We start from the raw sequence: 13,273 nt of genomic DNA on the forward strand, positions 1-13,273 counted from the left end.
AAATTCACCTCTTTTCCCCCCGCCTTATGTTATGGATTGTTAAATCTATCATAATGACAAGGTAACCCGTCATTAATCCCAATACGACAAAAAAAACATTAAATTGATCAGGATATCGCATAGCAATGGCGACAGCTAAAACTGCAGCTGCCATTCTTGAGATTGTCCCAAGTGATTTCATGCTGCTTCCCTCAAGCACTTTCTCACCTAATTGAGCAGTTTTTCTTGATAAAAGCCAAATATTATAAATACCGATTATACTGCCAAGTGTCATTCCCAAGGCTTCTGTTTTATAAGGGGTTACTCCCCATAGGATAACATAAATGGATAATAAGGTGAACGTGTACCTCAGATAGCGTCTGAAAACAATGTGGACTTCTAGCATTTGAATAGGTTTCTCCATTAGTAGTTATTTGAACGGATAGCATATACACCTTTCACCAATCCGATCAGGAGACAATATGGGGTTCCAACTGTAAGCGATTATAGACACCTACCAACAAAGATCCGATAAGTATTGGGCCAATCAATTTTAATAAACCAGCAGACAGTAAATCGTTGCACGAAAAACACTGCGATTATTATTTTGTATCGTACCAACTCAGATATGTATATTAGAGGTATATAATCAACACAATTGACAATATAAATGGAAAATTGTCTGTCAATTTGAAAACCCTACCATTTATACCCTATGTAAGAATACAATAGGCAAAAATGATTGTCAATTCAGATAGGTGAGAAATCCGTTACCTATACTAGAATAAATTATCAATTATGTTAAAAATAAGTGTATAAATTTCATTCTAACTGAAATTTCAAGTAATTTGTATTCTTAAGCACTACTTTTTGATGGCCTTTTTCAACTTCTGTCACAATTTCGTAATAATTTGAGAGGATATTTTCCGGTAAGTCGACTTTTTGTTTAAGTACCCCTCTTTTAACACCTTTCACTTCTACTAGATCTTTTATGTAAAGAAGTGAATCTGCATTATACAAGGTAAATCTTACAGAATCAGCCCCAAACGGTAAATAAACACTTATTTCCATCTTGCGATCGCCTTTCTCTTGAACAACCTCTACCCCTTCGGCAATTGGGTAATCCGGTTTCGTCATTGCAAAAATGTAAGGGATCCTGCGCACCTTGTTTCTTCCCGCTTCATTGAGGTATAGATATCCATCTTCCAGTTCACTTTTCTCTTTCCAATTATCCAATTCCAGCTGAACTTCCAGTTTCTTCTTTTGGCCTCCTTCAAGTACAAAAGCTAACGGCAGTTTCCACGTGATAAATCTTTCCTTACGTGGAATAGAAAAATAATATCGCTTTTTTCTACTACTTCTATTTTCCACTACTATATTCGCATTATACATTCGTCCATTGCTTGCCATGCCAAAAGTTACAGATGAAGGAGCTAAAAATGTATCCTCTTGCAGTGTATCCTTCACGTTTACCCGGCCAGCTCCCTGTTCAAAAGTATGATACGTTTCATCCTTATCATTTTTCAATGATATAGCACTGGTCATTAAAGCCGATTTGATTTTTTCTGGGCTCCAATCAGGATGAACCTCTTTAATCAATGCACACACACCCGCCACATAAGGAGCAGCCATACTCGTTCCTTGTAAAGAAAGATACGTTCCGCCTGGTATCGTACTTTCAATTCTCACCCCCGGTGCAACAACATCCGGTTTGATCGCTATGCTATGAATAACCGGACCTCTTGAACTAAAGGAGGCTAATTTTTCTTTTTCTTCTATATCAATTGTCCTACATGAAAGTTGTCCATTTTCCAGAGCCCGTTTCATTTTTCGCCCATCTTTTTGCGAAACGGTGATTACGGGAATTTTTGAATTCATTTCGAGAGAAGCACTTAATTCACCAGGTTCGTTATTAAAAATGATTACACCCAGAGCTTCGGCATTCACTGCATTTTTTACTTTATCTTTAAATGATATTACTCCCCGCTCCACTAACACAATTTTATTTTTTGCGCTGATGTTTTCGTAATTCTCCTTTTTACCAAGGCCTGCATAAGTCATGATCATAGAATGTGAAAAATCCCATTCGGGGGAGCCTACTGTTAATTGGAAATCAATGTCCGCCCATGGTTTCGTAAAATTCAACCTCTTCGATTTACCTGCATCTGAACTCGCCCCTACACTAATCGCTCCCCCTGATGTCCCGGGCGAACCTACCGTCCAAATACCCGGCCCATCATTTCCATTTGCTACAACGGCCACGATTCCCTTTTTAACTACCTTATCGAGCGCTTTACTTGTAGGAAGATCCGGACCATTCATCGTATCTCCTAAGGACAGATTGATAATATCCATCTTGTCCTTTACCGCTCTTTCGATTGACGCAATGACTTGATCAGTTGTTCCGTATCCTCCCGGCCCCAGTGCTCTGTATGCATAAATGCTTGCTTCAGGAGCTATCCCTTTCATTTTTCCATTAGCCGCAATTATTCCAGCCACATGCGTCCCATGAATGGTTGCTTTTTTGGAGTTCCCCATGGTTTCCATTGGGTCCTTATCTTGATCCACTAAATCATAGCCGCCTTTATAGTTTGCTTTAAGATCGGGATGCCTATAATCGATTCCCGTATCTATCACTCCGACCTTTACACCTTTGCCCGTAGCCTGAATTGGCTGGTTAAATTGATAATGAGGCTGACCCTTTGGAAGGGAATTCTTTTTAATAGTAGTTTTTATTGGACCCGATAGGAAAATATCTGAAACCGATTCTTCCTTTTTTAATCTTGGTATTAATATAGAAGGTACGAGAGCCGAAAAGCCGTTGCACACTAAATTGAAATAATAGCGCGGTTTGATTGCTGGATACTTTTCTATCAGCTCCCCCGCAACTTGATGAGCTGATTTATCTTTTCTTGTTTCAATCATCACCACCTCTGTATCCTCAGCAGAACTATGTGGAGCATATCCTATTAATTGAATAAGTATGAAAGCTCCAATTAAAATTTGCTTCAATGATTATCACATCCTTGTGTTTAGAATGGATTAACAGCAGTCTCTTATGCATATGAAAATAAATAGTAGATTTTCTGCGACCTCCAGTTTCGGTTAATGGCTTGATTTTCTGGAGTAAAAAAATGAATATCCAGATTCTTCCTGTTTGTCTGTTAAATAGGTCTGGGTATGAGTGTCAGGTATATGAGTAATTTTAGTTAGGATGTGTAGAGTTATGTTTGGTCTGGCCGATCTTATGTCATTAGTGATTTCTGCCTTTATCATCTTGCCTGTCGTTGTTTTTCTTCGGGAGACAGGCTACCTGTTAGTCAGCTGGTTATTTGGCGTAATCAATCCAAGACTTACGATTGGTTCCGGCCCCCGTATCAAAAAAATTGGAATGATCGATATTCGCAAATACTACCACTTATATAGCTGGTTTTCGTATGATGAATTAAAGCGTAAGAGTAAGTTTGCTTACATCTGCATCTATCTGGGTCCGATTTTAATGAACCTATCCATCGCCCTCCTCATTAACTTTTTAATTGCCAACCATTTTATTGAGGAGTTTAAGACATTTTGGGATCGCTTTGCTTTCTATGCGATTTATTATGTTCTGTTTGACGTTATACCAATGCATACAATTAACGGAAAGCCTAATAATGGTATGATCATTTATGAAATGATCCGTTACGGAAAAAGGGTTGATTATAATAATGAATCCTTCATTCCGGCCACATCAGAAGTCGAGGAACAATATCAGGAAGAAATAAAGAGAATTGAGGAATTAAAGAAAGAACGCGATGAAATGTTAAAACCTTAGACTTGAAATCAGTTCTGTTATCATGGCATATTTTTATACCTAAATAGCAGATTCCATGAATTGAAGCTGGAATCTTAAAGTGGTGTAGATGAGGTATCGCCTAGAGTTTAAATCCGAGTTAATTTTCCGCAAAAAAAGAGGTGTTCATCAGTCAGAAACGGCTGATGAACACCTCTATAAATTATCTTTATTTTGTTCCGAACAATCTGTCGCCTGCGTCACCTAGACCTGGAACGATATATCCGTGATCATTTAATTTTTCATCAAGTGCAGCGATGAAAATATCGACATCCGGATGCGCTTCTTCTACTGCCTTAACGCCTTCAGGTGCAGCAACTAGACAAACGAATTTAATATTTTTTGCCCCACGCTTTTTGATTGCGCTGATGGCATCGACAGCAGATCCACCTGTCGCAAGCATTGGATCAACTACGATAAATTCTCTTTCCTCTACGTCAGCAGGAAGTTTTACATAATACTCAACTGGTTTCAATGTTTCCGGATCTCTGTATAAACCTACATGTCCAACTTTTGCTGCTGGAATAATTTTAATCATGCCGTCAACCATACCAAGACCAGCACGTAAAATAGGGATAATGGCTACTTTTTTACCCGCAATGGTTTTAGATGTTGATTTGCTGACTGGCGTTTCAATTTCCACTTCTTCTAACGGGAGATCTCGGGTGATTTCAAAAGCCATTAAAGTAGATACTTCATCTACCAATTCTCTGAACTCTTTTGTACCCGTATTTTTATCACGGATAAATGTTAACTTATGCTGTATTAACGGATGGTCAAACACATAAACTTTTCCCATATGGATCTCTCCTCACTTTTATGTTCCTATTTTTGCACTCGTTTTATTGTACAGAAAATTCTCCATTAGTTCAATTAAGTTTCGGCATGCCAAAATCTACCGTACCTGAGGGTTATTTATTCCAGCTTCACCAGCTAGAACCTCAGGACATAAGCATGAACTCTGCAGGAGGAAAGTACACCTCCTTCCGAGATCCTGTCTTATGCTCCTCGCGGGCCTACAGGATGTAGGTCATGAAGACGTTACGTTGTCCAGGACGTGGCGATTTTAGTCTTCGTTCCTTAAATCAGTTTCAGCTTTTTATTCAATCTAGCTTCGGCTCCTAGCTCCTCGAGGTCATAAGTGTAGCCACTACGGGAGGAAAGAGCGCCTCCCTACGTGCCTCCTCTTATGCTTGTCGGAGCTGGGCAGTCGCCTCAGCTTTTTAGTCTTCATTAGTTTTTTATTAAAACTTGATTCTATACCTTCTTCTCTATTATCCACTTTTTAAAGTGTTAAAATCGTTAAAGAAGCGTAGATGGATGTGAAATTTCCATGAATTGAGCGGAATTGAAAAATAATAGAGCCAATGCAGCTATTATTCCAGCCGATTTTAATATTAATTCAGCTGATCCACGGATTTTACCAGCCAAATCCCTCTTATTCCAGCCATTCCTAATTTCTAAGCTCATTGATTCCCATTCAGCATCATTTTTCCCTAACCATATCAACGACACGCTATACTGCCAAACATCATAAAAAGAGGTGTCGATAAGTCCTAACTGACTCACCAACACCCCTTCTATTCACCTTAATACTCAGGATATAATTCGTATTTTCCAGATAGCTTAGTCACTCGATCTGCAGCTTCTTTTAGTTTCTCTTCGTCCTCATGGTTCTTGAGGGCAAGACTAATGATTGCTGCGATTTCATCCATATCCTCCAATTTGAATCCACGGCTTGTAACAGCCGCTGTTCCAATACGCACACCGCTTGTTACAAATGGACTTTCCGGATCAAATGGAATGGTATTTTTATTCACCGTTATACCGATATCATCTAATACCTTTTCTGCTACTTTACCAGTTAGGTTGATGGAGCGAACATCAATCAATAATAAGTGATTGTCTGTTCCGCCTGATACAAGCGTAAGTCCTTCCTTCTGCAGACTTTCACCAAGGCGTTTTGCATTCTCTATAATTTCCTTTGCATAATCTGTAAAGGAATCCTGAAGTGCCTCACCAAATGCCACCGCTTTTGCAGCAATTACATGCATGAGAGGTCCTCCCTGAATACCAGGGAAAATGGACTTGTCTATTTTCTTAGCAAACTCTTCTTTGCAAAGGATCATTCCTCCGCGTGGTCCGCGCAATGTCTTGTGAGTTGTCGTCGTGACGAATTCCGCATAAGGAACTGGACTTGGGTGCAAACCGGCTGCAACAAGCCCTGCAATATGAGCCATGTCCACCATTAAATAGGCGCCTACTTCATCTGCAATTTCACGGAATTTCTTGAAATCAATTGAACGAGGATACGCACTGGCGCCGGCAACAATCAATTTAGGCTTACATTGAATTGCTTTCTCTCTAACATCCTCGTAATTTATAAGATGGGTTTTTTCATCAACACCGTATTCAACAAAATTGTATTGGATTCCGCTGAAGTTTACAGGGCTTCCGTGAGTTAAGTGGCCTCCGTGGGATAGGTTCATTCCAAGTACCGTATCTCCTGGATTCAAAATTGTAAAGTAAACAGCCATATTTGCTTGAGCGCCTGAATGTGGCTGTACGTTTGCATGCTCCGCTCCAAATATCTTTTTGGCACGTTCCCTAGCCAAATCCTCAACTACGTCCACATATTCACAGCCGCCGTAATAGCGTCTGCCTGGATATCCTTCCGCATACTTATTAGTCAGCACGGATCCTTGAGCTTCCATTACTGCTTCGCTGACAAAGTTTTCTGAAGCAATCAGCTCAATCTTACCGCGTTGTCTGCCCAATTCTTGTTGAATTGCATCAAATACCTGCGAGTCTTGCTTTTGCAAATGCCTCATCTTATAGCTTCCTCCCTTTTCGTCAAAACGGACAAATCTCCAATTTAATCCCTTCAATTCTAGCACGAAAAAGGACAATAGTCATTTATTCCATTGACGTATAATTCTTACATTTCTCTTATATTCTCTCTATCATATTGAGCCCTCGGCCCACCTATCAGTTTCGGCCGGGTCATAGCAAATGTCACATGCGCCTTCCCAATCTCTTTAACTGTTGAACGCAACGGGACTGCAACATGCTTCAGATGCATTCCAATCATGGTATCACCTATATCAATACCTGCGTCTGCCCGAATATGTTCAACCACAGCCGCATCCTTGAAATTAGCAAATGCACAGGTGGCCAATGCTCCACCCGCATTCCTGGCGGGCACAACTGATACTTCGTCCAGATTATATTGAATAGCTGTCTTTCGTTCAATAATCAGAGCCCTATTAATATGTTCACAGCCCTGAAAAGCCAGGTAGACTCCCTTTTGCTTAGAAAAATCATATATGGCCTCAAAGATTGCTTGTGCCACTTCCATCGTTCCGCTTGTACCAATTCGCTTTCCGATTACTTCACTTGTACTGCAGCCAATTACCAACAAACGGCCATTCAGCGGAAAATGAGCTTCCAAATCTTCGAGAATGGCAGTCACCTGAGTTTTTATTTCTTTTAAATTAATCTCACTCATTCTTCTACTGCCCTTCTAAGATTTATTTTTCTGCTTCAGCTATTTTTCCAATCCGTGTTTCATGGCGACCGCCTTCAAATTCCGTTGTCAGCCAAACACGAGCAATTTCTCTGGCTAAACCAGGACCAATTACACGCTCTCCCATTGTTAGTACGTTACTGTTATTGTGAGCTCTTGTAGCTTGGGCACTAAACATATCATGTACCAATGCTGCACGAATTCCTTTTACTTTATTCGCCGCAATACTCATTCCAATTCCAGTACCACAGATCAAAATCCCTCTGTCAAATTCTCCTTTTGCCACTCTTTCAGCTACAGGCAGCGCATAATCCGGATAATCAACAGATGTTTCACAATCGCAACCAAGATCCTCATATTGAATCTCAAGCTCTTCCATTAGATTCATAATTTCTTTTCTTATATTTATTCCACCGTGATCTGATGCAATGATAACTTTCATGATAAAATGACTCCCTTCAATTTGAACTGCACAGTTTCTATCCTAAATCTAGTCTTTTAATTTTTCCACAAGCTTTTTAATCCATTTAGATAATTCATGGAAAGTTTGCTCATATACTTGTTCATTCCCCCCGAATGGATCTGAAATATCTCTGTTCCCAGGGTCGTCACTTACGAATTCCTTTAATGTAAACGTCTTTTCAATTGCCTGAGGGTAATGCGTGGCAATTAACTGCTTATGGCTTTCTGTCATCGTTAATACATAGGTTGCCCACTCAATGTCTGCTCTCTTTAATGGAGATGAGGCATGGTCCTGCGCAATTTTGTGTTTATCAAGTACTGTAACGGTATACTCAGATGCCGTTTGTCCCCCATAGGCATAAACCCCTGCTGATTTCACTTCTATATCAGACAGATTGTAATTTCGCAAAATAGCTTCAGCCATAGGACTTCGACATGTATTTCCTGTACAAACGAATAAAATGTTCTTCAACGTATTTTCCCTCCTGTCCCCATTATAGAATATTTACGGACAATAAAAAAATGTACCAGATCAATCTGATACACATCTTTATCCATGTAGGTGCAGGATGATCTTTAACCCAACTGCAAACATGATGCTTCCTCCAAAAACAAGACTATATTTGCCGAGATATGTATGTACTCTCCTCCCTAACAGCAACCCTGACACCGTCAGGAAAAAGGCAGCAAAGCCAAAGCAAAAAATGGTCATCCAAGCTCGCGATCCTAGCATTCCGAGGCTCAGTCCAACAGAGAAACTATCCAAACTGACACTTATCGCAAATAGAATCAAACCTGTTCCAACCGGAGCCACTACTGTTTCACTTTTTCCCTGTATTCCGGAGAGGAGCATTTGCAAACCAAGAAATAGTAATAAACCAGCACCGGCGTAAGAGGCAAACAATCCAAACTGAGCGGATAATAACTTTCCTGAAAAGATACCTAGGAGCGGCATTAACATATGAAAAACACCAACCGTCAACCCAATAACGAGTACTTGCTTAAGCCTTAGCCTGTACGATCCCATCCCCAATCCAATTGAGAAAGCATCCATTCCGAGTGCCAAAGCCATAAAAAGCAAGCCAAAAAATTCAACCATCGTTTGTTCCATCCAAGTAACCTCCCGGGACCAGCCTACATAAACATATGCCTGTCCCGGATCAATTAGAACTTGTCTTGCTTGATGACTCTTCCTCCTGCCGCTTTCTTCAAGCGATTCATGATTGCAATCCCAATCCCTTCTTCCGGATACACTTCTCCGAAAATAAGATCCGGCTGCTCTTTATCAAATTGGCGCAGCACTCCATACATTTTTTCAGCTACAGAGTCCAGCTCTTCACGGCTTCCACCAGTAATAATCACATCAGCCTCATACAAATGGGCATGCTCATCAACCGTGTATACGCCCACTTTCTTACCTAAGTCCCGCTCTTCATTTATTAACGTTTGGATATACTGAGGGGTACCCTCAACCAAGGTCAATGGAGCTTTTGGTGCGTAATGCGTATATTTCATACCAGGGGCTTTCGGGGCATCACTATCCTTCACCAAGCCAGGGTCCACAGACACTTCACCGATTACTGCCTCCAGCTGTTCACGCGTAATGCCACCAGGTCTGAGAATTTGCGGAATGCTGCCAGTCACATCAAGTACAGTCGATTCCAATCCAACCCCAGTTGGACCTCCATCCACGATTCCAGCAATTTTACCATCTAAATCCTCGCGAACATGCTCAGCTGTTGTTGGACTTGGTTTACCAGACAGATTTGCACTTGGTGCTGCCGTTGGACAGCCCGCCTTTTTCAGTAAATCCAAAGCCACCGGATGATCCGGCATTCGAATCGCTACTGAGGAAAGACCCGCTGTTACCACATCTGGGAATACTCCCTCTTTCTTTTGGAAAATTAACGTCAACGGACCCGGCCAAAATTGTTCCATTAGTTTATCTGCGACTGCAGGAATGTCTTCCACCAAACCATGAACCTGATCCTTTTCTCCAATATGTACGATTAAAGGATTATCACTTGGTCTTCCCTTTGCCTCATAAATAGCCGCTACAGACCCTCCAAGCAAGGCATTTGCTCCAAGTCCATATACCGTTTCAGTCGGAAATGCAATCAGCTCTCCGGCCTTCAATTTTTGCGCTGCATCTATCAATTGTGGATAACCTTCTTTTTTATACACAACTTTATCCACTGTCCACATTTTCGTTTCCACTATTATCACCTGCCACCAATCTACAACATTCTCTATAAATTACTTATTAAATAAGGATTCTTCGACATTTTTCACAAAATCACCTTGCAAGTATAAAAGAATTTATACAATAAAACAAGCTTTATCCACAGTCTGTGAATAAAGCCAATAAAATCGTGGATAATTCCATCCTTATAGGGCTCTTTCCATGATATATGTTTCGCTTATTGTCCACACCTTTTCCACAACTGAGGAATCTCTTACGTCTTTAGGAATCTCGCCGTTTTTCACTCTTTCAAATTGAAGAGCCTCAAAAAATCCTAACGCTTGCAGTTTATTCGATATCAAAAATATCTTTTTCAACCCTTTTTCCTTTGCCAAAGCCAAGATCGTTTCAAACAGGGCAGGTACTTGCGCCTGAGCCTCCTCTTTAAACAGAAAAGACCTAAGCACCCCATAATCTCCACATGGCTCTAGACCAATCATTCCTTTAATAGAGCCTTCTTCTTTTAATAAAACAAACTTTCCTGAACTAATGTCTTCATGATGCAGCTCAACTCCTTGAGGGGCCGCAAACCGCTCAATTCCTTCAACATCGGTACTTTTTGATATAGATATATAATACACCTTCTATTCTCCCTTCACTATCAAATCACAACTACTATATGGATATGAATTAATAGGGAAAATAGAACCGGATCAGACATTGATTATCCGGTTGGCTACAATTTTGGCAAATTCGGCTGCATTCTAGTCCAGTTCGACTTAATTTGGATCAACTTCGGCTGTTTCCCCACTCTACTCTCAACCACTTCGACTCTATTCCGCACTCCGCAACACTTCCTATTTATACTTTTAACTTGGTTTTCACTGGAATACTCTCCAGTCTCAAAATAAATCCTTCACGATCTCTTTTAAAAAGAATTTCACCTTAACCGGCTCTTCATCCTGCTCTTCATATACAGGAGGAGTAATATCTTCTCCAGCTTCTTCAGACTGATTCTCGTAATCCTTTTGTGTTTCCTGATTTTCTGCCTTTTCAATCGATTTATCCGTTTGGCTGGCCGTCTTAATCGGTTGTATCTTTTGCTCATCCGTTTGTGTTTGTTCTGCAGTTTCCTCGTTTGTACTATTATTAACTGGCTCAACGTCTTCAGCTGACTCTTCAGATACTGAATCATTTGCTACTGCCGTTCCGCTGTTGAAATCCAGAAAGCATAGCGGCGGGAAAAGGACGCACCACCAGTTCTCACCTTGACCCTCACCCAATGTGATTTTAATAGCTTCATACTTGCCTGCCGGATATAAATATTGTCCATATAGCTTAGTTGGAAAAACAGTTTCACCAAAATCAACCTGTATCTTTTGTATATTACCTTCTCTAACCATAACATCTTCAGCTATAGCTTCTATATCAGACAAACGGGAACCAATCACTTTTCTAGCTTCCTCAATCGAAGTTAATTCTGCTACCCATTTGTTAATTTCTTTATTGACCTCATCCCTGATGGATCGTTTCAATTCCTGGTCAGCTTCTTTATTACTGTTTGCTAAGATCCGTAAGCGAATCGCTTCATTCGGGATGACTTGAACCTCTGTTTCTGTTGCAGAAGTACTGTTTTTCGGTGTAATCATTCCAGTCATTGTGGCTGCGCAAAGTAATACAATATATATTAAAGGCAAGTATTTTTTTGCCATCATCATTAGCACCGTCCCTTCACTTACAAACAGTGTGGACAGTTTTTTTCTATCTTAAACTATAATTATCTGAATTTTGTTGACAAACCTTTTCGGAAATTATGTAGGCAGGGAGTTGAACAATTATAAAAAAGGACACAGTTTTCTTTTCTAAACTGTGTCCTTTTTTATCTAGCTTCTGGGCCTAACCGCTCGAGTCATAAGCAAATACTCTACAGAAGGGAAGAACGCCTCCTTTCGAGTATTCGTCTTATGCTTGTCGCGGGCCTACAGGATGTAGGTCATGAAGACGTTGCCACAGGACGTGGCGTTCTTAGTCTTCGTTCATTAATACAGGCCCTTCAGCTTTTTATTTAATCTAGCTTCAGGGCCTAGCCGCTCGAGTCATAAGTGTAGCTGCTACAGGAGAGAAAGGGCGCTCTCCCTCCGCACCTCCTCTTATGCTTGTCGCGGCTGGGCAAGGCCCTTCAGCTTTTTATTTAATCTAGCTTCAACGGCTAGAAGCTCAGGACATAAGCATGACCTCTGCGGGAGGGAAGAGCACCTCCCTCCGAGCCCCTGTCTTATGCTCCTCGCTTCTGATCGAGCCGTTTCAGCTTTTTATGAAATCTAGCTTCAGCTCCTAGGCCCTCGAGTCATAAGTGTAGCCACTGCGGGAGGGACGTGCGCCTCCCTACGTGCCTCCTCTTATGCTTGTCGGGCCTGGGCAGTCGCTTCAGCCTTTTATTTCGCCGAAGACCATTCGATCTTTTCCGTTGATGTCGAAAATAACTTCTACATGGGCGTCTGGGTATACAGCTCGCATTAGTTCTGCTACTTGCTCTCCCTGACCGGCGCCTACTTCAAATCCAACCAAAGCCTTGTCTGTAAGTACACTTGGCAGATCTGATGTGATTTGGCGGTAACAATCCAAACCATCATTTCCAGCAAACAAGGCGAGATGAGGTTCATGGTTTCTAACCACATCTGAAAGGATAGCATGATCTGATTCAGGAATATAAGGAGGATTAGAAAGAAGAACATTCACCCTTTTCCCAGCATCTATTAATGGTTTGAGCAAATCCCCCTGCAGGAACGCCACGTCTGCCTGAAGGCGTTCAGCATTTTTAGCTGCCTGTTTCAATGCTTTCTCTGACAAATCTACAGCCGTCACTTTCATACCAGGGCATTCCAATGCCATTGTGATCGCAATAATCCCGCTGCCTGTGCCAATATCAGCCATCTCCAGCTTCTCTTCAGGACTGAAAAGTTTTTTTAGTTTAGCTAAGGCATGAAATATCAGCTCTTCCGTTTCAGGACGCGGAATCAATACATCTCCATTCACCAGAAATGTCCTGCCATAAAACTCCTCGCTGCCAATAATATGCTGCACAGGTACTGCTTCGATTCCATGCTTTTTTACATCCCTTATAAAGATCGCTTCTTCCTCTTCCGTTAACTCATCATGCATATTCGCAAGCATTTGGGCACGGGATAGACCGAGCTGACTCATCAATAGCCATTCTCCGGCATTTTCATCACGGCCATTCTCCCTTAAAAAAGAAGAAGCCCATCGAAGAGCTTCATACACTTTCATCATT

At 41.1% G+C, this 13,273-nt stretch carries 14 protein-coding genes; 1 reads left to right on the forward strand and 13 read right to left on the reverse strand.

Going from position 1 to position 13,273, the window contains the following annotated elements:
- Nucleotides 1-4 precede the first annotated feature (4 nt).
- Both AC4D4A_RS06015 and AC4D4A_RS06020 read right to left on the reverse strand, forming a co-directional pair.
- The gene (locus AC4D4A_RS06015) at nucleotides 5-385 is read right to left on the reverse strand and encodes an ATP synthase subunit I (protein ID WP_066109306.1); all 381 of its coding nucleotides are present in this window, start codon (nucleotides 383-385) and stop codon (nucleotides 5-7) included.
- A 416-nt stretch (nucleotides 386-801) separates the two neighbouring features.
- Entirely contained in the window at nucleotides 802-2,991 is a 2,190-nt protein-coding gene (locus AC4D4A_RS06020; RefSeq protein ID WP_490995044.1) for a S8 family serine peptidase, read from the reverse strand.
- 214 nt (nucleotides 2,992-3,205) lie between these two features.
- On the opposite strand from AC4D4A_RS06020, the gene AC4D4A_RS06025 reads away from it, so the two are divergent.
- Nucleotides 3,206-3,793 carry a hypothetical protein gene (locus AC4D4A_RS06025; RefSeq protein WP_490995045.1) on the forward strand — a complete coding sequence of 196 codons (588 nt, stop codon included), beginning with the start codon at nucleotides 3,206-3,208 and terminating at the stop codon, nucleotides 3,791-3,793.
- Nucleotides 3,794-3,980: 187 nt separating this feature from the next.
- Here AC4D4A_RS06025 and upp read toward each other — a convergent pair whose 3' ends face one another.
- The 11 genes from upp to prmC all read right to left on the reverse strand — a co-directional run bounded on the left by upp (nucleotide 3,981) and on the right by prmC (nucleotide 13,272).
- The gene (gene upp / locus AC4D4A_RS06030; protein ID WP_490995046.1) at nucleotides 3,981-4,610 is read right to left on the reverse strand and encodes a uracil phosphoribosyltransferase; all 630 of its coding nucleotides are present in this window, start codon (nucleotides 4,608-4,610) and stop codon (nucleotides 3,981-3,983) included.
- Between the two features lie 503 nt (nucleotides 4,611-5,113).
- Complete coding sequence (locus AC4D4A_RS06035; RefSeq protein ID WP_490995047.1) at nucleotides 5,114-5,380, reverse strand: hypothetical protein; 267 nt, start codon at nucleotides 5,378-5,380, stop codon at nucleotides 5,114-5,116.
- A gap of 20 nt (nucleotides 5,381-5,400) precedes the next feature.
- Nucleotides 5,401-6,642 (reverse strand): serine hydroxymethyltransferase, encoded by a 1,242-nt coding sequence (gene glyA / locus AC4D4A_RS06040; RefSeq protein WP_490995048.1) that lies wholly within the window; start codon nucleotides 6,640-6,642, stop codon nucleotides 5,401-5,403.
- Nucleotides 6,643-6,749: 107 nt separating this feature from the next.
- Nucleotides 6,750-7,319: a TIGR01440 family protein gene (locus AC4D4A_RS06045; RefSeq protein ID WP_490995049.1), complete on the reverse strand. Its 570-nt coding sequence runs from the start codon at nucleotides 7,317-7,319 to the stop codon at nucleotides 6,750-6,752.
- 22 nt (nucleotides 7,320-7,341) lie between these two features.
- The gene (gene rpiB, locus AC4D4A_RS06050) at nucleotides 7,342-7,779 is read right to left on the reverse strand and encodes a ribose 5-phosphate isomerase B (RefSeq protein WP_490995050.1); all 438 of its coding nucleotides are present in this window, start codon (nucleotides 7,777-7,779) and stop codon (nucleotides 7,342-7,344) included.
- A 48-nt stretch (nucleotides 7,780-7,827) separates the two neighbouring features.
- Nucleotides 7,828-8,271 (reverse strand): low molecular weight protein arginine phosphatase, encoded by a 444-nt coding sequence (locus tag AC4D4A_RS06055; protein WP_490995051.1) that lies wholly within the window; start codon nucleotides 8,269-8,271, stop codon nucleotides 7,828-7,830.
- Between the two features lie 78 nt (nucleotides 8,272-8,349).
- Nucleotides 8,350-8,910: a manganese efflux pump MntP gene (locus tag AC4D4A_RS06060; protein ID WP_490995052.1), complete on the reverse strand. Its 561-nt coding sequence runs from the start codon at nucleotides 8,908-8,910 to the stop codon at nucleotides 8,350-8,352.
- 53 nt (nucleotides 8,911-8,963) lie between these two features.
- Nucleotides 8,964-10,016: an L-threonylcarbamoyladenylate synthase gene (locus AC4D4A_RS06065; protein WP_490995053.1), complete on the reverse strand. Its 1,053-nt coding sequence runs from the start codon at nucleotides 10,014-10,016 to the stop codon at nucleotides 8,964-8,966.
- A 171-nt stretch (nucleotides 10,017-10,187) separates the two neighbouring features.
- Entirely contained in the window at nucleotides 10,188-10,622 is a 435-nt protein-coding gene (locus tag AC4D4A_RS06070) for a GNAT family N-acetyltransferase (RefSeq protein WP_490995054.1), read from the reverse strand.
- Between the two features lie 261 nt (nucleotides 10,623-10,883).
- Nucleotides 10,884-11,699, reverse strand: a complete 816-nt coding sequence (spoIIR, locus tag AC4D4A_RS06075; RefSeq protein WP_490995055.1) for a stage II sporulation protein R — start codon at nucleotides 11,697-11,699, stop codon at nucleotides 10,884-10,886.
- Between the two features lie 709 nt (nucleotides 11,700-12,408).
- Nucleotides 12,409-13,272: a peptide chain release factor N(5)-glutamine methyltransferase gene (gene prmC, locus AC4D4A_RS06080; protein WP_490995056.1), complete on the reverse strand. Its 864-nt coding sequence runs from the start codon at nucleotides 13,270-13,272 to the stop codon at nucleotides 12,409-12,411.
- Nucleotide 13,273: the final 1 nt, after the last annotated feature.

It is taken from the genome of Pradoshia sp. Z5_111, assembly GCF_058267535.1.